The organism is Latilactobacillus sakei subsp. sakei DSM 20017 = JCM 1157, assembly GCF_002370355.1.
Taxonomy (GTDB): domain Bacteria; phylum Bacillota; class Bacilli; order Lactobacillales; family Lactobacillaceae; genus Latilactobacillus; species Latilactobacillus sakei.
Genome location: NZ_AP017929.1, coordinates 971,306 through 993,704 on the forward strand (window position 1 = coordinate 971,306; position 22,399 = coordinate 993,704).

Here is a 22,399-nt window from a genome sequence, read left to right on the forward strand (position 1 = left end):
AGCATACAATGACCAGATTTTTAGTTATAGTAATAATTAGACTTATAAGTGAAGAGGGATATTATGAAAGAAGTAGTTATTATGAGTGCCAAACGAACACCAATCGGGAAGTTTGGCGGTCAATTAGCCAGTTTAACCGCAGTCGATTTGGGGACAATCGCGGCTAAAGCAGCGATTCAAGCAGCTGGCATTGAAGCTGACCAAATTGATCAAGCTATTTTTGGCAATGTCTTACAAGCTGGTTCAGGACAAAATGTTGCTCGTCAAATCGCATTAAATAGCGGTTTAGCACAAACGAGCGTTGCGATGACTGTGAATGAAGTTTGTGGTTCTGGTTTGAAGGCCATCCGTCTTGCACAAAGTGCGATTGTGATGGGCGATGCCGATGTCGTTTTAGTTGGTGGGACTGAAAGCATGTCACAAGCACCTTATTTGAATAAAGGGATGCGTTTTGGCAGTAAGTTTGGTGATCAAACCGTTGTCGATAGTATCAGTAGTGAAGGTTTAAATGATGCCTTCACCAATAAACCAATGGGGATTACGGCTGAAAATGTGGCTGCCAAATACGGTATTACACGTTTGATGCAAGATACATTCGCTCTAGAATCACATCAAAAAGCGGCTAAGGCAACACAAGCTGGCTGGTTTGATGCTGAAATTGTCCCCGTGACTGTGCAACAACGACGCGCAACCTTTGAAGTGAGTCAAGACGAAGGGATTCGTCCAGATACAACGCTTGAAACAATGGGCAAATTACGACCAGCCTTCCAAGCAGACGGCACCGTTACAGCGGCCAATGCTTCAGGGATCAATGATGGTGCGTCGGCAATGATCGTGATGTCTAAAGAAAAAGCAGAAGCACTCGGTCTTGTTTATCAAGCAACATTAGTTGGTTATCAAGAAGTCGGCATGGATCCTAATTACATGGGCTACACACCAGTACCTGCCATCCAACAATTATTGGCTAAACAAGATCAAACGGTTGCTGATATTGATTTATTTGAAATCAATGAAGCTTTTGCAGCCTCAAGCGTTGCTGTTCAAAACGGCTTAGCGTTAGACACTGCCAAAGTGAACGTTGCCGGTGGTGCGGTTGCTTTAGGGCATCCAATCGGGGCTTCGGGCACACGAATTATGACGACCTTATTGCACCAATTAAAACGGACCAACCAAACAACTGGGATCGCCTCATTATGTATTGGTGGTGGCTTAGGGATTGCTTATGAAATCCAACTGAACGAGGCGTGGCTAAATGACTAGTCCAAAGTTTTACCAACTGTCAAAATCAGAACGGTTAGCACGTTTAGTTGAAGCTAACCAACTTTCAGAAAAAGATGCACAATTTTTAGCACAAAGCCAACCTTTAGCAGATGAATTAGCCGATAGTATGATTGAAAACTATATCGGTCAATACCATCTGCCCTTAGGCATTGTGCAGGACGTTATGGTAGCTGGTAAGGTTTATCAAGTACCGATGGCAATCGAAGAACCATCAGTGATTGCCGCGGCTAATAACGCAGCGAAGATGATGCGCCTAAATGGTGGTGTCACAATCGAAAGCGGGCAGCGTGTGATGTTTGGTGAAGTCGTGTTAACTGATTTACCTCAGCTAGTAGATGCTGTAAAATGGGTGGATAACCATTTTGTTATTTTGCAAGAGGTTGCTCAAAAAGCACATCCGTCAATTGTCAAACGAGGTGGTGGTTTGCAGAAAATCACAACAACCATCGTTGAAAATCGTTTTCTGAAATTAAATCTTGAAATTGATACCAAAGCCGCAATGGGCGCTAATATTGTGAATACCATTTGTGAAGCAATTGCTCACGCCGTACAAGCGACTTTAGGTGGGACTATTTTGTTGAGTGTTTTGACTAACGCCGCATTTGGGTCCGTTGTTAAAGCTTCAGTGACACTTAATCCGGAGACTTTAGCAACGGCGACCTTAACGGGTGAGGCAGTGGCACAACGGCTGATTGATGCGACTCAGTTTGCTCAGTTGGATGTAGCTCGGGCTGCGACGCACAATAAGGGGATTATGAACGGGATTGATGCTGTGATTATGGCAACTGGTAATGACTGGCGGGCGATTGAAGCCGGTGCGCATAGTTATGCCGCACGCACCGGCCACTATCAACCCTTAACGGATTGGTCGTGGACTAGTGACCATCAACTGCGCGGTCAAATTGCCGTCCCATTACCAGTCGGCATTGTCGGTGGTTCAATCGGTATTTTACCGACAGTTCAAGTTGCCCAGCGTTTACTGACCATCGAAACGGCCGAAGAATTAGCTGGTGTGATTGCGGCCATCGGGTTAGGTCAGAATTTAGCGGCCTTGAAAGCCCTCGTTTCAGACGGGATTCAAAAAGGGCACATGGCACTCCAAGCTAAATCACTCGCAATTGCAGTCGGCGCGACAGCTAGCGAGTTAACCACGTTATTACCACAATTATTAAAAGCACCGCACTTAAATACTGAAACAGCGACGACTTTATTAAGTCAAATCCGTGCTGAAAACAGATAGATTGGAAGTTTATTATGCAAATTGGAATTGATAAATTGGGTCTTTTTACCCCAAATACTTATTTAGATCTTGTCATGTTAGCAAACGCGCGTGGTGTTGACCCTGATAAATTTACAATTGGGATTGGCCAAGATCAAATGGCGATTGCACCATTAAGCCAAGATAGTGTCACAATGGGCGCTAACGCCGCTTTGGATTTATTAGAAGGTGAATCACGCGACAATATTTCATTGTTGATTTTAGGAACTGAATCAGGCATTGATCAATCTAAAGCTGGTGCTATCTATATTCAACGCTTATTAGGACTCAGCAATGCACGGACTTTTGAAATTAAGGAAGCTTGTTACGGTGCAACTGCTGGTTTAATGACAGCTTATGATTATGTTGCGGCTCATCCGGATCAAAAGGCATTAGTGATTGGTTCTGATATTGCGCGCTACGGTTTAGAGACACCGGGTGAAGTGACACAAGGTGCCGGCGCCGTTGCAATGTTGGTCAGTGCCCAACCACGTTTGATGGTTCTTGAGCCAGAAACAAGTATCCACAGTGAAGACATTCAAGATTTCTGGCGTCCAAACTATTCTAAAGAGGCCTTTGCACGAGGCAAATATTCAACAGAACAATACATCGAATTCTTCCAAAAAACATGGGCTGATTACCGTGCTAAAACGGGTCGGACAATTGCTGATTTCAAGGCTTTAGCTTTCCACTTACCTTATACTAAGATGGGGCTAAAAGCATTGCGGACGATTTTAGATGAAGGCAGCGAGGCACAACAAGCACAACTCTTAGAACGGTATGCTGAAAGTACCTTGTACAGTCGTCAAATCGGGAATATCTATACGGGTGCACTATATTTAGGCTTCCTCTCATTATTGGAACACTCAACTAATCTAGAAGCTGGCGATCGAATCGGTCTTTTCAGTTACGGCTCAGGTGCTGTTAGCGAATTTTTCACAGGGATTCTACAACCAGGTTTCGAAAAACAATTAGCAAAGCAAAAACATGCTGATCTATTGGCCAACCGTCGCCAACTCACGATGGTTGAATACGAAACACAATTCCAAACGGAACTACCAGAAGACGGTAGTGAATACGAAATTGACCTCACAATGGATAACGCCCCAATTATCCTAAAAGGCGTGAAGGACCACGAAAGAATATATATGACAAGATAGAGTGGCTTAGCAACCGGGATGATTCTGAGGATTAGCCTAGTTAGGGAAATAATCGGTTTTATCGATTATTTAACTGACGTAGCTAAACGCAAGAATCAGGTTGATAAGGCACGTTTCAAAAAGACGCTTTCGATAAGTTAATCTTATCCGAATCGTCTTTTTGTTTTAGCTTAAAACGTTGTTATATCAGCATTTTAAAAGTTTTTGAAATTAATTCAAAAAAATGAGGTGTTTTAGTTGTAACCGGTTACATAAGATGGTATATTAATGGTGAGGAAAGATAGCTTGGCAGAACAAAACCAAGTGAACCACATTTGTTAAGCGCCACCGTATTTGTCAGTTATTAAGTAACAAAAGGTACAAATTGTTAAAGTTTTAGAACCAAAATCACAACAACACATCGCAAGATAAGATTGGTAAAAGTACACTGAGTGATTGCTAGGAAGTGGGTCCAATGACAACTTAATTGCAAAATCAAAGCGTATAAGTGCGAGTATATCGGAGGCTGATGTCTGTTAAAGAATATCGTAGCAGTAACAAACGCAAAGTTAATCGTTATCGCTGAAGCTGCACGCAGAGTCAATCACCAAGAAACGACTAAACTAGATCGAGTAATACGATAAGCAGTAGGTTAGAACAAACGATTAATTACAATTGAATATAGTATTGAGGTGTAACATTATCCAGAGTAAACAACAGAATCAGCAAGCAGCAACCAAGCTATCTACCTCGACATAAAGGGGATTCAAAGCTATCAACTTTGAATCCTTTTTTGATTGTCATGATTTAGTATCTGAGGCTTGTGTTCGAATCTGGTCCAAATCGATTGACTTGTTGATAAGTTGGGCACAACTTTGGCAAATTATTTGGGCGTTCGTAATTTTTAAGGTTTCGCGAATATCCATATAACCGTTCATGAAACGACCAGGGGGTAATTGAATATTGGTCCAACAGTGTTCGTTGACAGCAATTGTTTGTTGACAAATATTACAGCGATATTCTTTTGTCGATTGATCATACATATTAAATCAGCTCCTTTTGATTACTAGCATACGCCTTTATTTAAAAATAGAAACAAAAAAATAGCGGCATTAACGGCCGCTATTTCTTAGTATTTTTGAACGGTTTCGATTAAAGCATCGACTGAGTTAACAATCGTGCCATTTAATTTAATTAAGCCCACCGTATAAAGATTGAGGTAATGGAATTGGTTTTCAGCAATGGTTTGCAAAGCGGCTACCTTTTGTGAATTCGTGGCGCCTTGTTGCCGACTATCTGTGTAAAGGCCGACAATTGGGATGTTACGGGCGTATGCGACACCAATTTCACTGGCCACCCCAACGTCAATTGTAGGGCCGTCTAAGACCGCAATCACTAGGTCACTGGCAACCAGTTGTTCGGTATCAGCTTGGGCAATCATTTCGGAATTAGCGTAGGCTTCTTTATCATTGATCGCTGCGTTTTCTTGTGGCAAATAGATATCTAAGGTTGGCATTGCTTGGCGTAACGCAGCAACCACGCGCGTATTGTAATCAAAATCAGCTTGTGAGAAGAGTGCATTTGCAAAATAAATTTTCATAATGAGCCTCCAATGTGTTTTTACCATTGTATCAAATTGCAGACGATATGCGGTACAATTAATGGATAGTAGTTAACTGGAGGGAAAAGTATGCGTGAAATTCAAGAAGTACCTGGTAAAGTGACAATTAAGACAGCATTTCGGGATTACTTTAAAGGTTATTTTGACTTTATGGGCCGAAGTACGCGGGCAGGTTATTGGTGGGTAATGGGAATAATAATATTAATACTTTATATACCACTATTTATATTATTAGGACAGTTATTAATCACTAAAGGTCATGTAGCTGGTATTAATCCTTGGATTTATTTGGGCATCTTTGCAATTATCGCTGTAGGAATATTTATTCCAACACTTGCACTTAGTATTCGTCGTTATCGGGATGCTGGTTTAAACGGTCGGGGCGCCGTTACCTTATGGGTTTTAAATGGACTTGCATCCAGCTATAGTCAGCAATCTCGCGGTTGGGCCTTTATTTCGGCTGTCATCGGCTTAGCGTTATTAATTACGGCATTATTAAAAACAAATCAGTTAGAAACAGACAGTGATAATCCGCTTGTGACGTTCTTTTTGAGAGCTAAAGTGAAAGAAAACTAAAACAAGCCATCCTCATTTTAAAGGATGGCTTGTTTGTTTTTTGTTATTAGATTAGTGCTCGGCGGTAAACGACCTTTGAAAGCACTCAAATCATAACGTGCTATTCATAGCATACTCTTGTGGCTAGCGACATCAGTCAAACAACCGATTGCATCGGTTATTCGCCTGATTAGGCTAGTCCTCAGAGTATAACCGCTATGAATAGCACTCATTTTTTATAGATTTCTTTTTAATCTCATTGTGACGATTGCTTCTACTCTGGCCGTTTGTGGGAACATGTCTAACGGTTGGATTTTTTCAACTTGGTAGGTATGAACCAATGTCTTAAGATCCCGCGCGAGCGTTGAAGGGTTACATGAAACGTAAACGAATTTAAGGGGCCGGCTGTCGAGAATTGCATCGATTAATTTTGGATCAAGACCAGTCCGTGGTGGATCAACAACAAGGGCTGTTGGGACAAAGCCGTTATCTAACCATTCTGGTAAGAGGTCTTCAGCTGCACCAACGGCATAATCCACATTGTCGATCCCGTTGATCTCTGCGTTATGTTTAGCGGCTTCGATTGAGTCGGCAATTGTATCCATACCACGCACTTCAGCGACTTGATTGGCAAGACTTAATCCGATAGTGCCGACACCACAGTAAGCATCGACTAAGCGATCTTCAGGGGTTAAATCGAGTGCTTCTTTAACCAAGTTATACATCTTAGCGGTTTGAACTGGATTGAGTTGGAAAAAGGCGCGGGCAGTTAATTCAAACTGAACGCCGTTGAGGTTTTCCATAATCGTTTCTTGACCGGCAAGGTGCATTGTTTGGTCGCCCCATACCAAGACGTTTTTCCCTTTGTTGACGTTTTGCATAATTGAGACCACTTCGGGTAATTCAGCTTGAATGGCGGTAATTAGCGCATATTTCTTTGGTAGTTTGGGTGAATTGGTGATGAAGGTGAGTTGTGCTTCACCGGTTGAGAAAGATTCACGTACGACGATTGTTTTTAAGATGCCGGCGTTCTTTTCTTCATCAAAGACGGGAATGCCGAGGTCTTCGACTAATTTTAAAACAGTGCGGATAATCCGCATCGTTAAATCAGTTTGGGTTGCGAATTCTGGAAGGTCAATCAAAGTATGACTGCTTGGAGCGTATAACCCAGCGCCTAAATGGTCACCTAATTGACGCACTTGGAATTGTGCTTTATTCCGGTAGTGCCATGGATTTTCCATGCCCACCGTTTCAGTGACTTGATAGCCATTGTAGCCGTGTGGTTTGAATTTTTCTAAGGCTTGGATCATCATATCCTTTTTAAAGGCGAGTTGGCCAGGATAACTGAGATGTTCCAATTCAATCCCACCAACTTGACCGTAAGTGGCATCTCTAGGTGTGACCCGTTGTGGTGATTCTTGACGAATCTTGTGGACCTTAGCTTCGATGAAGCGGGGGGCAACAGTTGTGACTTCGGCAATCACGACTTCTTCAGGAAGTGCACCGGGGATGAAAACAATCTTGCGTTTGTAATAACCAATCCCTTCACCGTTAATCCCGATTCGCTTGATGGTCAGTGGGAAACGTTGGCCGACTTCGACTTCATTAGTAGTTGTTTGTTCTGGCATTTAATTAACTCCTATATTGTTAAAATTGTAAATAGCACGAAATTTGCTGTACCCTATTATAACAGAACCCGGTTAGAAAAAACGGATATTCTAATCGGAAACTAACAGCGTTCGATTTTGTTGCGCGTTGTGATTTATGCTACTCTATAGAGTGTGATGTAAGTCGGTTATGGCCTGAGGATTAGCACAGCCGGGCGAAAAATTGCGTTAGCGATTATTTGACAGGCAGCGCTAACCGGAGGGATATGACTTGCAGAACACGTTTAAATAGAGTGTGATGCAAGTCGGTTATGTCCTGAGGATATAATTGATGAAATGCATTTAAATAAGAAGTATGTCAGTAGCCGGGGATTAGTACTAACTCCCCATGAAGGAGCGAATAACGATGAACTTTTGGGAACGAAATCAATTTTTAATTGCGATGGTGATAGTCCTTGCAATTGGGATCTATGCTTTTCAAGCGAAGAGCTTGCCATTAATCATTGGCACCCTGATTTTAGCGGTAGTCGTGATTGGCTTTAAGATTTATCTGAATGTCAAAGCGACACGTAACGGGAGAAAATAAGATGCCACAGATTACTAAAATTACCTCACAAAAACAAAAAGGGCGCTATAACATTTTTATCGACGAGCAGTTTGCCTTTGGGGTGACTGAAAGTGTCTTAATCAAGTTTCGGCTTGCAAAAGGGCTCGAAATCGATAGTAGCTTACAACGCGACATTCAAAAAGAAGACGACAATGCCAAGGCCTATCAACTGGCCTTGAATTATTTAAGTCACCAATTACGAACGGAAAAAGAATTAACACAACACTTGCGTGATCATGAAATTACGCCAGAAGGCATTGAAACCAGTTTGACAAAATTACGCGAACTACATTATTTGGATGATCAGGATTACGCGGACAGTTATGTTAGAACGGTGATTAATACTTCAGATAAGGGGCCTAAAGTGGTTCGACAAAAATTGATTCAAAAAGGGGTTAGTGCTAATCATATCGATCAAGCGTTGACGCTATATACAGACGAAGAACAAGTGACAGTCGGCTTAGCAACTGCCCAAAAGCTAGCGAAGAAGTACCGCCACAGTTCGTTCTTCGAACAACAACAAAAGATTAAACAGGGCTTGATGCAAAAGGGCTTTGGTGGTGATAATTTAAGTCGGATTATTGACGAATTAGCGCTTGAAGAAGACAGTGATAGTGAAGCAGATGCATTGGCAGCCCTTGGCGAGAAAAAATGGCGCCGTTATCGCCTATTAGAACCGCGCGAGCGGCGGATGAAGATGCAACAAGCACTTTACCGGAAAGGATTTAATATTGATGCAATCAACCGTTTCATCGACGACCAAGAAGTATCAGATGACACTGAGTGAACGTGATGCGTTTCAGACTGCTTTTATGGCATGGTACGACGAACATCGTCGCGATTTACCTTGGCGTCAAAATCAAGAACCTTACCGGGTCTGGTTGTCTGAAATTATGCTCCAACAAACGCAAGTCCAAACGGTGATTCCGTATTACGAACGCTTTTTAGCGACTTTTCCAACCGTTGAAGACCTAGCAGCTGCCCCAGAAGAGTTGCTCTTGAAAACTTGGGAAGGGCTAGGCTATTATTCACGGGCGCGTAATTTACAAAAAGCGGCTAAGCAAGTAGTTGATGACTATCAGGGCAAATGGCCGCAAACATCTGCTGAGTTAGAAAAATTAGCCGGTATCGGCCCGTATACAGCAGGCGCCATCGCCAGTATCTGTTTTGGCGAAGTGGTTCCCGCAATCGACGGGAATGCTTTTCGGGTCTTCAGTCGGTTATTAAAAATTGACGCTGATATTGCGAATCCGAAGAATCGTAGTATTTTTTACGACGCCATTTTACCGTTAATTCCCAAAGACCGACCTGGCGATTTCAACCAGGCTGTCATGGATTTTGGTTCGCAAGTTTGTACAGCCAAAAATCCAACGGTTGGGGACACCGAATTAGCACCATTTTTCAGAAGTTATCAAGATGGCACGTTGTTGGATTATCCGGTTAAAACGAAGAAGGCTAAACCAAAACCGGTTGCGCTTTTTGCGGTTGTGATTGAATCTGAAAAGGGCTTTTTATTCCAAAAGCGACCTAGCACAGGTTTGCTGGCTAATTTAACGACCTATCCGTTGGTGATGGCAGAAGATTTACAGGATGATGAGTCTGAGTTATTAACGCCAGAAGAGCAAATGACTCGAATTGAAGCCTACTTCAAAGAGGCGTATGGTTTAACATTAGCGCATTTAAAACCGGTGCCTGTCAAACCGGTGACGCACGTTTTTACCCATTTGAAGTGGACGATTACGTTGTTATCGGCGACGATTGCAAAAGACAGCGACTTGGCCTTTTTCCCAGGTGAATGGTATTCAAAAGCAGCTCTAGCAGAAATTGCAATGCCAACGGTTCAAAAGAAAATGGCGCAACGATTTGACTCACTTTAGCGGTAGAAAGTTTTAGGTAATTTTGAGAGTCTTTGCTATAATGATAGGTGATTATGAATAATAACCTTGGAAAGCCAGGTAGGTCGATGAATGCACCTAAAGAAGGCGACTATATAGCGATTCAAAGTTATAAACACGATGGGAGTTTACACCGGACTTGGCGCGACACGATGGTTTTAAAAACCAGCGAGAACGCGGTCATTGGTTGTAACGATCATACCTTAGTTACAGAATCAGACGGCAGAAAGTGGGTCACGAGGGAGCCGGCACTTATTTATTTCCATAAGAAGTATTGGTTTAATGTTGTGGCCATGATTCGCGAAGGCGGCGTATCATATTATTGCAATTTGGCATCGCCACACGTTATGGATCAAGAAGCGTTGAAGTATATCGACTATGATTTAGACGTGAAGGTCTTTCCAAACGGAGAGAAACGCTTGTTAGACGTCGATGAATATGAAGCGCATAGTGCGAAGTGGCACTATTCTGCCGAAACTGATCGGATATTGAAAGCCAATGTCAAAGTTTTGGTAGATTGGATCAACAATGGCAAAGGGCCATTTTCGAAGGAATATATTGATATCTGGTATAACCGATATCAAGAATTGGCTCACCACCGTTAGAACACTATTTAGTCTTAATAGCAAAAGAAGACCGCACAGATTGTGCGGTCTTCTTTTTTTGCTTTCTTTTAAGAATGATATTCATCAAAAGTGGTGTTTGCTCTAAAAGGCACCGGATTGTTATTTTCTAAAAAGCGGCTTTTATAAAAGCGATACTGAGGTGTATAAGGATGGGTTGAACTTTTATCCCAGGGTTTTTCTGAGCCACAAAAATGAATGAGTCCCGGTTCTTTTTGCGCACTTAGAAATTGACGGTTAATCCGTTCGGTCGGTGCAACGATAAAGTCCATCAAAATGCTAGTTTGGACGTTCCATTTGGGGTGTAAGTGAATCCAACGATCATGTAAAATCGCATTTAAGGCATCTTGGTCGTGAAATCGTAATTTTTGAGGGTATTCTTTAATGAAGGTCAAAATTTGTTCCGTTATTTTTTGTTGGCGCCAGATGGTTAGGTTCATCAATAAAACACCGGCATTGAAGTAGCGAATACTTTTGTAGTCAATTGCCATTTGAGCCAATCGATTATGGAAGCCGGCATCTTCAACAGCGGCTACTGGTATGTTACCCAATTCAACGTCCCACAGACGCGCGAGATTTTCCAGACATAGTGTATCACAATCTAAATAGAGCACGCGTTCGATCTCGGGTAGTAGATTAGGAATCAGTAATCGGTAATAAGCAGTTTTTAAAACTTGTTCATCTTGAATGACCGCCGTTAGTGGTGTTTCGTTAACTTCAATAAAGGTTAATTCGGCATTAAAACTTTCAGTGATTTGGCGCAAGGTTGCCTGATCGCGAGCAGTTAGCTGATCGCTTAAAACAAAAAAGGCATAATGGCGGTTATCATCGTTATTATTCAGAATTGAGGCGTATAAAATCGCGAGGGGTTCCACAAAATTAGAATTAGCCGCAGAAACAATATTGATTTGATCACGTTTGTCAGCAGGTAGTTGTGATAAATAGACCTGATATTCGGACATATAAGGATGCTCTAAAAAGACTTCCCATGGTTTTTTCTCAGTGGTGAAGTGAATGATTTTAGGAGCCGTAATTGCCTGTTTAAAGAGTTGACTGTACTCATTATTAATTGGCTCATAGGTTTTAAATAAAATGGCATTTTGAACGTTCCACTTGGGAGCCAATAACTTAGTCCGTCCCGCCAAAACGACATTCAGCGCATCTTGGATATCATTAACACGGCGCCCAGGGTAAGGCACTAGCATCGCAAGAATTTTTTGGCTGATATGGTGTGTTTCCCAAAGCATGGTATCGATTATCAAAACGCCGGCATTAAAATAGATATTATTGGCTTGCGATTGGGGAACACCAAGTCTTTTTAAGGTCAGTGCTTTACCAGGGTCAATGACCGCACCGATAATATTCCCCTCTAAATCACTGTCGTATAAAGGCGTTAAATCGGTTCGGATGAGTGTGTCGAGATCAAGATAGAGTACTCGCTCAATATGTCTAGCGAGGAGGATTTGTGGTGCTAGAATTCGATAATAGGCAGTTTGGTCAAAATGATTATTTCCTGGGAAATTTTTGATGCGACGGGGATTAATGGCAATAAATGAGACATGGTGAGGTAGCGTCATTAAGCGATTGACGGCGGACTTAGTTGCGTGGGAGAGGTCGCTACTCAAGACAAATAAATCAACAGCCGTTTCTAAAGCACAATGTTCTCGAATCGATTTAAGTGTCAGTAACAGCTGATCGGCGTATTGCTCGTCAGCAGCTACCATAATAGCAATCGTTTTGATGGCACTCATCTCCTTCATAGCTATTTATGATTAAGTGTAACAAGTTGCCAAAAGGCTTGTAAAATTAACTGATTAGCGCACAAAAAAACCACCCTGAAGAAGGATGGTTGGGAAAATTATGTTCAAAACCAAAGCGCCTTGACTAGCACGCTAATCGTTTTCTACCGATGTGTCTTGTTGAATTGTTAGTGTCTTGAAACCGAGGGCTGTTGCGATGCTAATTGAAGCAAAAATTGCGATAACACACCAACCGAGTAAGCTACCAGAGATAATTTGGATGGAAAGAAAGTCTCTTAGTAGATACGTTGCTAGGCAAAAGAGTACGAAATCTAAAACGAAGTTGCCAATTTTATAAGCAGTTGAACGACTGATAATGAAGAAGTTCAAAATAGCATGCATAACAGGATTCTTAGTTTGTTCAGTCATAATTGTTAGTGGCCGTTCAAGCGGTACTTTTGTAAAGAGGATCAGTGTTGCGCCGACGAGACCGCCAAAAATTGTACGATCCCAAGTAGCGCTATGCACAACCAAACTGTCATAAGCGATGGCAGCAATTGTAACAACTAACAAATAAGGGATAACGAAAAAAATAGATTAACGAAAAATGTTTTTTGTTTAGACATAATAAACCTCTCTTTGAAAACAGGGTCAGACTTTAATATTTATTATAGGTTAAAGATTGTAAGAATGCCAACGGTTTATATGATCTTAATCATTTCTTGATGTAAAATACCGGCATCCAAGAAACGTTCCTTGTTAGTTGCTTGGTAGCCTAAGCGTTCATAAAATGGGACGGCTGTGACTTGAGCGTTTAAAATAAGGCCTTTATGACCGGCTTTTTTTGCGGATGCTTCAGCTGCTTGCATTAGCTCTAATCCAAGCCCTTGGTGCCGGTAAGCTTTCATTGTAGCGACCCGTTGCACGTGATAAAAGTCGTCCTCGGTCAATACGCGTAATGTGGCAACAGGTTGTTCATCTAGATAACCTGTGAAGTAGAGTGCTTGGTCTTCAAATTCATCGATTTCCATTTCAGCGGGGACCTTTTGTTCAGCGACAAAAACCGCTTGGCGAATAGCGAGACCATCTTGATAGTAAGGACTTGTTAAATCACGTGTTTGTTTAATTTGCATGAAAAAACCACCAATCGTTTGAATTTATGTAGCTTTACAATGAAATTTGGTACAATAAAAATAATCTTTGTGTTTATAATAGCACAATTAGGCGTTATTTTCGATGAAGTCAAGTGGAGGAATGTTTATGTTTGAGCGTTTGCGTCAATCAAAATTGTTGTTTTGGTCAACTGAATTATTAATCTTGGCCGTTTTAATTTTTGTTTGTACTAAAATTAGTTTCTTATTTGATCCAATAGGGACCTTTATTTCAACCTTGTTTGGGCCAATCATTGGGGCAGGGTTATTGTTCTACCTATTTAATCCATTGATTAATTTACTGGGGAAGCTAAAAATATCACGGAAATGGGCAATTGCGATTATTTTCATCGTCTTTTTCGGTGGGATTATCTTCATTGTAGCCTTAGCGATTCCGCAATTAATCCATCAAGTAACACAAGTGGTAACGAATCTACCAGATTATGTGCATCGCTTGCAGGATATGATTGATAAGATCTCAACAAATCCGCATTTGAAGAATATCGATGTTAATAAATACGTTAACCAATTAGACTTAAAACCTTCTAAGATTGCTGAAAACATCATGAAGAGTTTCACCAGTGGTTTCGGCAGCATGATTGGGGCCGTGACGAGTGTGACAATTGGTGTCTTTACCGTACCAATCATGCTCTTTTATATGTTAAAAGACGGTCATCGACTCATTCCAAATATTCAAAAGATGTTACCAGATCGTTATAACGATCAAGTCGCTGATTTATTACGTAAGATGGGTGCAACCATTTCAGCTTATATCGGCGGACAGGCGCTAGAATGTCTATTCGTCGGTGTTTTCACCTTTATTGGTTACCTGATTATTGGGATGCCATATGCCTACTTATTGGGCTTTATCGCCGGTGTTTCCAACATTATTCCATATCTTGGTCCTTATATTGGGATTGCACCTGCTTTAATTATTAGTTTATCAATTTCAATTCCGAAAACAATCATGGTGATTGTCGTAGTAGTTATTGTGCAACAAATTGATGGGAACTTGATTTACCCTAATGTGATTGGCCGTTCCCTAGATATTCACCCATTAACGATTATCATTATCTTGTTAGTTGCCGGCAATATCTACGGTATTTTGGGGATGATTTTAGCAATTCCGTTTTATGCCGTTACCAAAACAGTCGTTGTTTATTTATACGATATTCAAGCTTTACGCACTAAAGTCGATAAAGCGACTAAATTATAATCGCACAAGACTGATTTGAAGGCGATTTTAACGACTCTTACTGGGTTGAATTTCCATTTTTGACTATGCTATACTGCATAGTAGGTCTTAATCGGCTCAATACGATAATTTATAAGATGAAAGGTAGTGGATGTGACGATGAATCCTGACCCTGGAAGTCCGGTGTGGGGACAGTTACTGTTGATTTTAATTTTAACCTTAGTGAATGCTTTTTTTGCCGCGGCAGAAATTGCGCTAGTATCACTAAGTCGCACGAAGATGGAGAACCAAGCAGAAAATGGCGATAAGAAGGCGCGCTTATTAGTGGAGGTTTTAAACCACTCCAATAATTTCTTAGCAACGATCCAAGTTGCCATTACGTTTGCTGGTTTCTTATCTTCAGCGAGTGCTGCCACAACCATTGCGGGTAGATTAGCACCCCTTTTAGGAAATGCGGCTTGGACGAAGGAAGCAGCCGTATTAATTGTGACGATTGTCTTATCCTATATCTCACTTGTTTTTGGGGAATTATATCCCAAACAAGTTGCCCTGCATCGCTCAGAAGCGATTGCCAAGGCGGCAGTTCAACCGATTCGCTTCATTGGCGTTTTATTGCGACCATTCGTTTGGTTGCTATCAGCGTCAACGACGGTTTTGATGAAGTTAACGCCAATTGATTTTTCTGAGACAGAACCCAAACTAACCCGTGAAGAGATGGTTCATATGATCGAATCAGGGAAAAGTGCAGGGGTTTTAGAATCTGACGAGTACGAAATGTTAGAAGGGATTATTACCCTTAATAAGAAGATGGCCAGAGAGGTCATGGTTCCCAGAACGGACGCCTTCATGGTGGATATCTGTGCGGACAATGACCAAAATATTGATGCTATTTTAGCACAACCATTTTCACGAATCCCAGTTTATCGGGATGATAAAGATCAAATTGTAGGGATTGTTCACATCAAGAACCTACTAAGAGAAGCACGTGAGAAGGGCTTCTCAGAAACACAATTGGAAACAGTCATGAAAGAACCCTTGTTTGTACCTGAAACAATTGTGATTGATGACTTATTATTCGAAATGAAACGCACTCAACTCCAGATGGCCATCTTGTTAGATGAATATGGTGGCGTTGTTGGGCTAGTCACAATTGAAGATTTATTAGAAGAGATCGTTGGCGAGATTGAAGATGAATCCGATAAGGCGGATGTGTTGTATCAGAAGATTGACGAGACCCACTACAAGGCAATGGGCCGGATGCCAATTAATGAATTTAATGATGCCTTTCAGACGGATATTCAAATCGCTGATGTTGATACGATTGCTGGGTTTATGATTACTGAGATTGGTGCAATTCCTGTCAGTGGTCATCCAGAATCAATCGATTTACCGAACGGCATTGTTTTAACAACTGGTTCGGTAGTCGGTTCACGTTTATTAGATTTGAAACTAACATTACCAACGACGGTCGCTGCAAAAGATGATGCGTCTGAGGCCTAATGACTTTGGCACTAAAGAGAGGATTTAACAATGACACCAACTGAATTAAAAACGGCTGTTGAACGCCGGCGGACTTTTGCAATTATTTCCCATCCGGATGCTGGGAAAACAACAATTACTGAACAACTCTTATTATTCGGGGGCGTGATTCGTCAAGCCGGAACCGTTAAAGGGAAGAAGAGTGGCCAGTTTGCGAAATCTGACTGGATGGATATTGAAAAGCAACGTGGGATTTCCGTTACAAGTTCTGTGATGCAGTTCGATTACGCTGGTAAACGGATTAACATCTTAGATACGCCAGGGCATGAGGATTTCTCAGAAGATACTTACCGGACATTGATGGCGGTGGATGCCGCTGTCATGGTAATTGATTCTGCTAAAGGGATCGAACCCCAAACTAAGAAATTATTTAAAGTCTGCAAGATGCGTGGTATTCCAATTTTCACATTCATGAATAAATTGGATCGTGATGGTCGCGAACCACTCGATTTAATTGCTGAATTAGAAGAATTATTGGATATCGAAGGTTGTGCTATGAACTGGCCAATCGGGATGGGTAAAGATTTACGTGGCCTATATGATATTGCTAACAAACGAATCGAAATGTATCGGCCAGAAGATGAAGCCAATCCTTATCTTGCTTTAGATGAAGAAGGCAAGATTGCTGGCGATAATCCTTTGAAGGAAGATTCTGTTTACACACAAGCACTAGATGACATCGAATTAATCGGTGAAGCGGGTAATGCTTACGATCCCGCTAAAATTGCTACTGGTGATCAAACACCAATCTTCTTTGGTTCAGCCTTAACAAACTTTGGCGTTAAGACTTTCTTAGAAGCCTTTGTTGATATGGCACCAGCACCAGAAGCTCATCAAACACAAGAAGAAACACAAGTTGAACCAACGAATGAAGATTTCTCAGGGTTCATCTTCAAGATTCAAGCTAACATGAATCCAGCCCATCGTGATCGAATTGCCTTTGTACGGGTTTGTTCAGGTGAATTCCAACGCGGGATTGACGTGACGTTGACGCGGACTGGTAAGAAGATGCGGTTGAATAACTCAACTGAATTTATGGCTGATGCTCGTGAACAAGTAACGAGTGCGGTTGCCGGTGATATTGTCGGGTTGTATGATACAGGGAACTTCCAAATCGGTGATACGATTCATACTGGTAAAGAAGCAATCTCGTTTGAAAAACTGCCACAATTTACACCAGAATTATTTATGCGCGTCACTGCTAAAAACGTAATGAAGCAAAAATCATTCCATAAAGGGATTCAACAATTGGTTCAAGAAGGGGCCATCCAATTGTACAAGACATACACAACAAGCGACTATATTCTAGGTGCTGTTGGTCAATTACAATTTGAAGTTTTCCAATATCGGATGCAACATGAATATAATTCTGAAGTGATTATGGAACCAATCGGCTCACGAACAGCTCGTTGGATTGATCCTGAAAAATTAGATCAAAGTATGTCATCATCACGGAACTTGCTGGTGAAAGATATTCACGACCAACCACTCTTCTTATTTGAAAATAAATTTGCAGAACGCTGGTTCCAAGATAAGTACCCAGAAGTTAAATTAACAGCTAAATTATAAGAGCATGCATTCCTAGTGGCTAAGCACGTTTTTAAACAATCAAAAAGAGGTCTTCTGACAAAATCGATTTTGTCAGAAGACCTCTTTTTATATAGCGTTGAAAAATGTTTTTTTAGTCAAATGTTAGTAGTGATTCTAATAGCCACTGCCCACCTTCAAGTTCACACCACCGACTGAGATTGTCGAGCGCAATCACTTGCTTGACGTGCACGCGAGTCTTCAAAGCAAGGCGATAGGTAGCCGGTTTTTCGTAAGGCGCGGCCCATAACGTTGCCGTTGTGTTATTCAAAGTCGCATCTAAATTAAGCGGTGTGGTTTCAATAACCGTATATTGATTGGTAAACTTGGGGACTTGGTAATCGACCGTTGCCTTAGGGTTAGTTGCATGGAGTTCATAATGCTTGGGTGAAATCCAAAAACTACCGAGGTTGAACCATTGTTGACCAGAGGTAGCTGTTGCACAACTATAAATTTTCCAAATTGCATTCTTAGGTAAGCGGGTCGTTGTGAGTGCTTCTTCTGTCGGCCGTTTGTAAGTGTCAACCGATGCGGTTAATTCAATAAACGGTTGATCAGGGGCATCGCTGTATTTTAGATTAAGTGGATCATATTGGAACCGTACTAGCTGCGTTTCAGCACTAAAACGTCCTGTTTGATTACTAGAAGTGCGATAGATGAAGTTCACACCGCCTTCTAACGGGTTAGCTTGATAGTGTTCATTCAAAGCGCCAAGTAAAAATTGGGGTTTGATCAGCAAACCACCTTCTAAATCTTGATGAAGTACCATGACTGGTGCCGCTAATTGGGGTTTATAAAAAAGCCAAATGTTAGTGGGGTCTTCATGGAAATGTTGTTTTAAATTTGTAATTTCGGCTAAATAGTAGCCAGGAAATTTTAACCACGGTAAATCAAGCGTAGCGCCAACTACTCCAGAAAGTGTAATCGAAGGCCGCAGTGGAATTCGATTTTGGTTGAGGTAGTGGATCGTCACTGAACTTTTGCGTGGTTGGACAGGTGTTGTGACAAAATGTTCAGTTTGCTGCGCTTGGGGTTCTTTTTCAAATTGATCAGCTGTCTCGAAGAATTGATTTGTGTTTTCTGGTTCAGGAGTAGCTTGATTAAAGTGCGTCTCTGGTTGAATGGTTGGGCGCTTTGGCCGCCGTCTAAATAACGATTGAATCAGGTTAATAAAATTCATACGGACTCCTTGTGGAACGTTATTTACTTAATACTAGTCTATCATAAATTAGAAAAAGAGTGGTTTATAATCGTTACTAATTTGGCTAGAATTTTAAATAAAAAGCGTGCACCTTAGAGGGCATCATTATCCGCTGACTAATTTGGCTAGCAAAAAAAGGGATTAGGGCAAAAATTTTATTTGCCTTAATCCCTTTTAATCATCTTTTATGATAAATCGAGTACTTGTAATTGGGTTGGTTGATGCAAGATACGCCCAACAGCAAGGGGGACGATTGAGATGACGAGTTCGCCAGTTCTTGAAATAACGGCGCGTTCAAGATGGCCGCCAAAAACGCTTGTGTCTAAGCGGGCAAAACTGGCGTGCAAGTGAGTTGAAATCTTACCATCCGCATTTTCAACGTTACCACTCAATGATAGGAGTTCAACCTGTTCTTGGCTGCGCGTTTCAACGTAGCTGTCGCTGTCTGGTGAGTAAATACTGACAGTAACATCATTGCAGGCACCAATTCCTGAGATGGCACCTAATTGGTCCGGTAAAGTAGCGGCTAAATATTTCAATTCGGTGATGAGTTCATCGCCAACTTCTAAACGACAAATAATTTGTTGCCCTTTTTGAACAGTTTGCATCGTAAAATCCTCCCTCAATAAGCTTAATGGGTATTATACGATATGCCATATCGAATTGCTATTATTTTGATTGCATACAAAAAGCCACTACCAAAGTTATCGGTAGTGGCCTGCTTTCAACCGTCTAAGAGGCGGTAGTAGAAGGGGTTGGAATGGTAATCTCAACTAATGAGCCATCGTTTAGGATTTCAACATCGTCGGTTGAATCAATATCTACTAATTCCTTGAGTACAAAATCAATTTCAGCTTGTTGAATATGTCGCTTGTCATTTTTTAGAAGAATTTCACGCGTTTTAGATGAGCGGGTGAAAAGGACTGTTGTTTTGCCAAGCGAATAGACGCTCACATAGTCGGCTTTAGTGGTTGCTAATTGTTGTGTTACTAAACGGTGATAAGAATTTGTAATATTAATGAGTCTCATACTAATCACTCCCTAATCATTTAAGTCCTACTAATAGTATAACTGAAAGCGATTTATATAACACGGATTTAATCTTAAAATATGATAATAAATCTTAATATTTGATATTATCCTTGCACAATTTGAATCTGATCATCATTTAACTGCGCTTTTAATTGCTTATGTTCTGGATGATCTAAATAATAATCAGCAACGCGGTCTTCAATTTGTTCTTGAATGACACGACGTAGTGGCCGAGCGCCCATTTCAGGGTTGTAGCCCAAATCGACTAATTTAGATTTAGCGTCATCCGTCACAGCAATGTGGAGGCCTTGATCGGCAATCATCGCGTTAGTTTGATCAAGCATTAAGCTGACAATCTTCAATAGATTATCTTTACTTAATGGTTGGAATTCAATAATATCGTCGAAACGATTTAAGAATTCTGGTTTAAAGTAGTTCGTTAACTGATCGAGAATTGAATGGGTTTGGCCAGCGACAGCTGCACCGAAACCAACGTTAGCCTCAGCATCAGTTTGTCCAGCGTTAGACGTCATGATAATGATTGTGTCTTTGAAGCTGACAGTCCGACCTTGTGAATCGGTTAGACGACCGTCATCTAGAATTTGTAAGAACATGTGCATAACGTCAGGGTGAGCCTTTTCGATTTCATCCAAAAGAATCAAACTATAAGGGTTCCGACGAACTTGTTCCGTTAATTGCCCGGCTTCTTCGTAACCAACGTAGCCAGGAGGTGAACCAATCAATTTTGACACACTGAATTTCTCCATGTATTCACTCATATCAAAGCGAATCATCGCATCGGTACTGCCAAAGAGTTCTTTGGCAATTTGTTTGGCTAATTCCGTTTTACCAACCCCGGTTGGGCCAACAAAGAGGAAGGAGCCAATTGGTCGGCCGGATTTATTAAAGCCAATTCGACTACGACGAATTGAACGAGCGACTTTATCAACTGCGGTATCTTGACCAATGACACGTGCTTCAAGATCTTGCGCTAAGTTTTTAAGTTGAGCTTGTTCTTGCGCCTTTAATTCGCCAACTGGAATATGGGTTTTTTCTTCGACAATTTTTTCCATATCCTTTTCGGTGATTGTTGGTTCTTGGGATTTTTCAACTGAATTATTAGCTTTCATTTCAGAGAGCTGTGTGACTTGATCACGATAGGTAGCTGCTTTTTCGTAATCTTCTTGTTTGAGGGCTTCTTGTTTTTGTGCTTCTGCAGATTTAATCTTGGCTTCTAATTCCTTAGGATCCATCAAGGTAATCGTCAAGTTTTTCTTAGAGCCTGCTTCATCCAAAAGGTCGATAGCCTTATCAGGCAAATAACGATCTTGGATATAACGACTAGAAAGGGCCGCTGCTGCTTTAAGCGCCTCGTCCGTATAGTGAACGTGGTGATAACTTTCGTATTTATCTTGAAGCCCTTTGAGAATTAGAACGGTTTCGTCAACAGATGGTTCGTTGACCGCGACCGGTTGAAGACGACGTGCAAGGGCTGCGTCTTTTTCAATCTGACGGAATTCATTATTAGTTGTGGCGCCAACGAGTTGTAATTCGCCACGCGCAAGAGCTGGCTTCAACACGTTACCAGCATCCATGCCGCCTTCAGCATTGCCGGCGCCAACGATTTCGTGAATTTCATCAATAAAGAGGATAATCTGCTTATTTTGTTTGAGCTCAGTGATCAACTGTTGCATCCGTTCTTCAAATTGACCGCGAATACCAGTCCCTTGTACTAATGAAACGACATCCAAGCGAATCACTTGGCGATCCTTTAATTTAGCAGGAACGTCGCCATCGGCAATTTTTTGCGCTAAACCTTCGACAACGGCTGTTTTACCAACGCCGGCTTCACCAATTAAGACTGGATTATTCTTGGTACGCCGATTGAGAATTTCGATGACGCGCGCGATTTCCTTATCGCGACCAATCACCGGATCAATTTGACCACCCTTAGCAAGGTTGGTGAGGTTCACACCAAATTGGCTGAGTAGACTTTCACCATTTTGACCGTTGTTACCGCCGCCATTACGGCCACCTTGTGTTTGGGGGCCTTGGTTAGCAGCATTGCGTTCAGCGTTTGGATTGTTGATTGCATTGAAGAGTTCATCAAGATTACTAAAACCAAAGGGATCATTATATTGACTACTCATTCCTTGTTGCTTTAGTGCTTGATAACAGTTTTGACAAAGGTTAATGGCTTGGTTTTGACCATTGACGCTAGTGTAGAGATGGATTGTTGCTGGATTTTTTTGACAATTTTGACAAAGCATTTAATCTGTCACAACCTTTCGCCTATTAAATGTAACGTCAAAGTTTGTTTGACTATCTTTGACCTTGAATAAATTATAATCATCTCTAAAAAAAGTTGC

At 41.4% G+C, this 22,399-nt stretch carries 21 protein-coding genes; 11 read left to right on the forward strand and 10 right to left on the reverse strand.

What is annotated here, in order from left to right:
* Window positions 1-63: 63 nt before the first annotated feature.
* The 3 genes from LEUCM_RS04875 to LEUCM_RS04885 are packed head-to-tail and all read left to right on the forward strand — an operon-like array spanning window position 64 to window position 3,699.
* Window positions 64-1,260 (forward strand): acetyl-CoA C-acetyltransferase, encoded by a 1,197-nt coding sequence (locus LEUCM_RS04875; protein ID WP_025016074.1) that lies wholly within the window; start codon window positions 64-66, stop codon window positions 1,258-1,260.
* The gene (locus LEUCM_RS04880; protein ID WP_025016073.1) at window positions 1,253-2,521 is read left to right on the forward strand and encodes a hydroxymethylglutaryl-CoA reductase, degradative; all 1,269 of its coding nucleotides are present in this window, start codon (window positions 1,253-1,255) and stop codon (window positions 2,519-2,521) included. The genes LEUCM_RS04875 and LEUCM_RS04880 overlap by 8 nt, the downstream gene beginning before the upstream one ends.
* A 14-nt stretch (window positions 2,522-2,535) precedes the next feature.
* Entirely contained in the window at window positions 2,536-3,699 is a 1,164-nt protein-coding gene (locus LEUCM_RS04885) for a hydroxymethylglutaryl-CoA synthase (RefSeq protein WP_056936432.1), read from the forward strand.
* 779 nt (window positions 3,700-4,478) lie between these two features.
* Here LEUCM_RS04885 and LEUCM_RS04890 read toward each other — a convergent pair.
* Both LEUCM_RS04890 and LEUCM_RS04895 read right to left on the reverse strand, forming a co-directional pair.
* On the reverse strand, window positions 4,479-4,721 hold the full coding sequence (locus LEUCM_RS04890; protein ID WP_025016072.1) for a hypothetical protein: 243 nt from the start codon (window positions 4,719-4,721) through the stop codon (window positions 4,479-4,481).
* An 86-nt stretch (window positions 4,722-4,807) separates the two neighbouring features.
* Window positions 4,808-5,278: a nucleoside 2-deoxyribosyltransferase gene (locus tag LEUCM_RS04895; RefSeq protein WP_011375172.1), complete on the reverse strand. Its 471-nt coding sequence runs from the start codon at window positions 5,276-5,278 to the stop codon at window positions 4,808-4,810.
* Between the two features lie 90 nt (window positions 5,279-5,368).
* Here LEUCM_RS04895 and LEUCM_RS04900 point away from each other — a divergent pair, with 90 nt between their 5' ends.
* Complete coding sequence (locus tag LEUCM_RS04900; RefSeq protein ID WP_011375171.1) at window positions 5,369-5,875, forward strand: DUF805 domain-containing protein; 507 nt, start codon at window positions 5,369-5,371, stop codon at window positions 5,873-5,875.
* Window positions 5,876-6,090: 215 nt separating this feature from the next.
* Here the strand turns inward: LEUCM_RS04900 and rlmD are convergent, their stop codons facing one another.
* Entirely contained in the window at window positions 6,091-7,482 is a 1,392-nt protein-coding gene (gene rlmD / locus LEUCM_RS04905; RefSeq protein WP_011375170.1) for a 23S rRNA (uracil(1939)-C(5))-methyltransferase RlmD, read from the reverse strand.
* 385 nt (window positions 7,483-7,867) lie between these two features.
* Here rlmD and LEUCM_RS04910 point away from each other — a divergent pair, with 385 nt between their 5' ends.
* From LEUCM_RS04910 to ntdP, 4 genes are all read left to right on the forward strand, one after another.
* A complete protein-coding gene (locus LEUCM_RS04910) occupies window positions 7,868-8,047 on the forward strand; it encodes a hypothetical protein (protein ID WP_011375169.1) in 180 nt (59 codons plus the stop codon).
* A gap of 1 nt (window position 8,048) precedes the next feature.
* Entirely contained in the window at window positions 8,049-8,855 is an 807-nt protein-coding gene (recX, locus tag LEUCM_RS04915; RefSeq protein WP_025016070.1) for a recombination regulator RecX, read from the forward strand.
* Window positions 8,842-9,945: an A/G-specific adenine glycosylase gene (mutY, locus tag LEUCM_RS04920; protein WP_056936431.1), complete on the forward strand. Its 1,104-nt coding sequence runs from the start codon at window positions 8,842-8,844 to the stop codon at window positions 9,943-9,945. The genes recX and mutY overlap by 14 nt, the downstream gene beginning before the upstream one ends.
* 86 nt (window positions 9,946-10,031) lie before the next feature.
* A complete protein-coding gene (gene ntdP, locus LEUCM_RS04925) occupies window positions 10,032-10,568 on the forward strand; it encodes a nucleoside tri-diphosphate phosphatase (RefSeq protein ID WP_011375166.1) in 537 nt (178 codons plus the stop codon).
* 68 nt (window positions 10,569-10,636) lie between these two features.
* On the opposite strand, the gene LEUCM_RS04930 is transcribed toward ntdP, so the two are convergent.
* From LEUCM_RS04930 to LEUCM_RS04940, 3 genes are all read right to left on the reverse strand, one after another.
* Complete coding sequence (locus LEUCM_RS04930) at window positions 10,637-12,337, reverse strand: glycosyltransferase family 8 protein (protein ID WP_229295523.1); 1,701 nt, start codon at window positions 12,335-12,337, stop codon at window positions 10,637-10,639.
* A gap of 141 nt (window positions 12,338-12,478) precedes the next feature.
* Window positions 12,479-12,898, reverse strand: a complete 420-nt coding sequence (locus tag LEUCM_RS04935; protein ID WP_258421052.1) for a hypothetical protein — start codon at window positions 12,896-12,898, stop codon at window positions 12,479-12,481.
* A gap of 128 nt (window positions 12,899-13,026) precedes the next feature.
* Complete coding sequence (locus LEUCM_RS04940; protein ID WP_025016066.1) at window positions 13,027-13,458, reverse strand: GNAT family N-acetyltransferase; 432 nt, start codon at window positions 13,456-13,458, stop codon at window positions 13,027-13,029.
* 127 nt (window positions 13,459-13,585) lie between these two features.
* Between LEUCM_RS04940 and LEUCM_RS04945 the strand changes: the two genes are divergently transcribed.
* The 3 genes from LEUCM_RS04945 to LEUCM_RS04955 all read left to right on the forward strand — a co-directional run bounded on the left by LEUCM_RS04945 (window position 13,586) and on the right by LEUCM_RS04955 (window position 17,779).
* Entirely contained in the window at window positions 13,586-14,692 is a 1,107-nt protein-coding gene (locus LEUCM_RS04945; RefSeq protein WP_011375162.1) for an AI-2E family transporter, read from the forward strand.
* A 138-nt stretch (window positions 14,693-14,830) separates the two neighbouring features.
* Window positions 14,831-16,171: a hemolysin family protein gene (locus LEUCM_RS04950; protein WP_056936435.1), complete on the forward strand. Its 1,341-nt coding sequence runs from the start codon at window positions 14,831-14,833 to the stop codon at window positions 16,169-16,171.
* A gap of 30 nt (window positions 16,172-16,201) precedes the next feature.
* A complete protein-coding gene (locus LEUCM_RS04955; protein ID WP_011375160.1) occupies window positions 16,202-17,779 on the forward strand; it encodes a peptide chain release factor 3 in 1,578 nt (525 codons plus the stop codon).
* Between the two features lie 112 nt (window positions 17,780-17,891).
* On the opposite strand, the gene LEUCM_RS04960 is transcribed toward LEUCM_RS04955, so the two are convergent.
* From LEUCM_RS04960 to LEUCM_RS04975, 4 genes are all read right to left on the reverse strand, one after another.
* Window positions 17,892-18,977, reverse strand: coding sequence for a MucBP domain-containing protein (locus LEUCM_RS04960; protein WP_025016065.1), 1,086 nt, complete (start codon window positions 18,975-18,977; stop codon window positions 17,892-17,894).
* 206 nt (window positions 18,978-19,183) lie between these two features.
* Window positions 19,184-19,606, reverse strand: coding sequence for a PPC domain-containing DNA-binding protein (locus tag LEUCM_RS04965; protein WP_011375158.1), 423 nt, complete (start codon window positions 19,604-19,606; stop codon window positions 19,184-19,186).
* Between the two features lie 124 nt (window positions 19,607-19,730).
* Complete coding sequence (locus LEUCM_RS04970; protein ID WP_011375157.1) at window positions 19,731-20,027, reverse strand: DUF1827 family protein; 297 nt, start codon at window positions 20,025-20,027, stop codon at window positions 19,731-19,733.
* Between the two features lie 107 nt (window positions 20,028-20,134).
* Entirely contained in the window at window positions 20,135-22,300 is a 2,166-nt protein-coding gene (locus tag LEUCM_RS04975; RefSeq protein WP_025016064.1) for an ATP-dependent Clp protease ATP-binding subunit, read from the reverse strand.
* Window positions 22,301-22,399 lie beyond the last annotated feature (99 nt).

Excerpts from the sequence above, each read along its gene's own strand:
- LEUCM_RS04875 (WP_025016074.1), top strand. The coding sequence starts at position 64 with ATGAAAGAAGTAGTTATTATGAGTGCCAAACGAACACCAATCGGGAAG.
- LEUCM_RS04880 (WP_025016073.1), top strand. The coding sequence starts at position 1,253 with ATGACTAGTCCAAAGTTTTACCAACTGTCAAAATCAGAACGGTTAGCA.
- LEUCM_RS04885 (WP_056936432.1), top strand. The coding sequence starts at position 2,536 with ATGCAAATTGGAATTGATAAATTGGGTCTTTTTACCCCAAATACTTAT.
- LEUCM_RS04890 (WP_025016072.1), bottom strand. The coding sequence starts at position 4,721 with ATGTATGATCAATCGACAAAAGAATATCGCTGTAATATTTGTCAACAA.
- LEUCM_RS04895 (WP_011375172.1), bottom strand. The coding sequence starts at position 5,278 with ATGAAAATTTATTTTGCAAATGCACTCTTCTCACAAGCTGATTTTGAT.
- LEUCM_RS04900 (WP_011375171.1), top strand. The coding sequence starts at position 5,369 with ATGCGTGAAATTCAAGAAGTACCTGGTAAAGTGACAATTAAGACAGCA.
- rlmD (WP_011375170.1), bottom strand. The coding sequence starts at position 7,482 with ATGCCAGAACAAACAACTACTAATGAAGTCGAAGTCGGCCAACGTTTC.
- LEUCM_RS04910 (WP_011375169.1), top strand. The coding sequence starts at position 7,868 with ATGAACTTTTGGGAACGAAATCAATTTTTAATTGCGATGGTGATAGTC.
- recX (WP_025016070.1), top strand. The coding sequence starts at position 8,049 with ATGCCACAGATTACTAAAATTACCTCACAAAAACAAAAAGGGCGCTAT.
- mutY (WP_056936431.1), top strand. The coding sequence starts at position 8,842 with ATGACACTGAGTGAACGTGATGCGTTTCAGACTGCTTTTATGGCATGG.
- ntdP (WP_011375166.1), top strand. The coding sequence starts at position 10,032 with ATGAATGCACCTAAAGAAGGCGACTATATAGCGATTCAAAGTTATAAA.
- LEUCM_RS04930 (WP_229295523.1), bottom strand. The coding sequence starts at position 12,337 with ATGAGTGCCATCAAAACGATTGCTATTATGGTAGCTGCTGACGAGCAA.
- LEUCM_RS04940 (WP_025016066.1), bottom strand. The coding sequence starts at position 13,458 with ATGCAAATTAAACAAACACGTGATTTAACAAGTCCTTACTATCAAGAT.
- LEUCM_RS04945 (WP_011375162.1), top strand. The coding sequence starts at position 13,586 with ATGTTTGAGCGTTTGCGTCAATCAAAATTGTTGTTTTGGTCAACTGAA.
- LEUCM_RS04950 (WP_056936435.1), top strand. The coding sequence starts at position 14,831 with ATGAATCCTGACCCTGGAAGTCCGGTGTGGGGACAGTTACTGTTGATT.
- LEUCM_RS04955 (WP_011375160.1), top strand. The coding sequence starts at position 16,202 with ATGACACCAACTGAATTAAAAACGGCTGTTGAACGCCGGCGGACTTTT.
- LEUCM_RS04960 (WP_025016065.1), bottom strand. The coding sequence starts at position 18,977 with ATGAATTTTATTAACCTGATTCAATCGTTATTTAGACGGCGGCCAAAG.
- LEUCM_RS04965 (WP_011375158.1), bottom strand. The coding sequence starts at position 19,606 with ATGCAAACTGTTCAAAAAGGGCAACAAATTATTTGTCGTTTAGAAGTT.
- LEUCM_RS04970 (WP_011375157.1), bottom strand. The coding sequence starts at position 20,027 with ATGAGACTCATTAATATTACAAATTCTTATCACCGTTTAGTAACACAA.
- LEUCM_RS04975 (WP_025016064.1), bottom strand. The coding sequence starts at position 22,300 with ATGCTTTGTCAAAATTGTCAAAAAAATCCAGCAACAATCCATCTCTAC.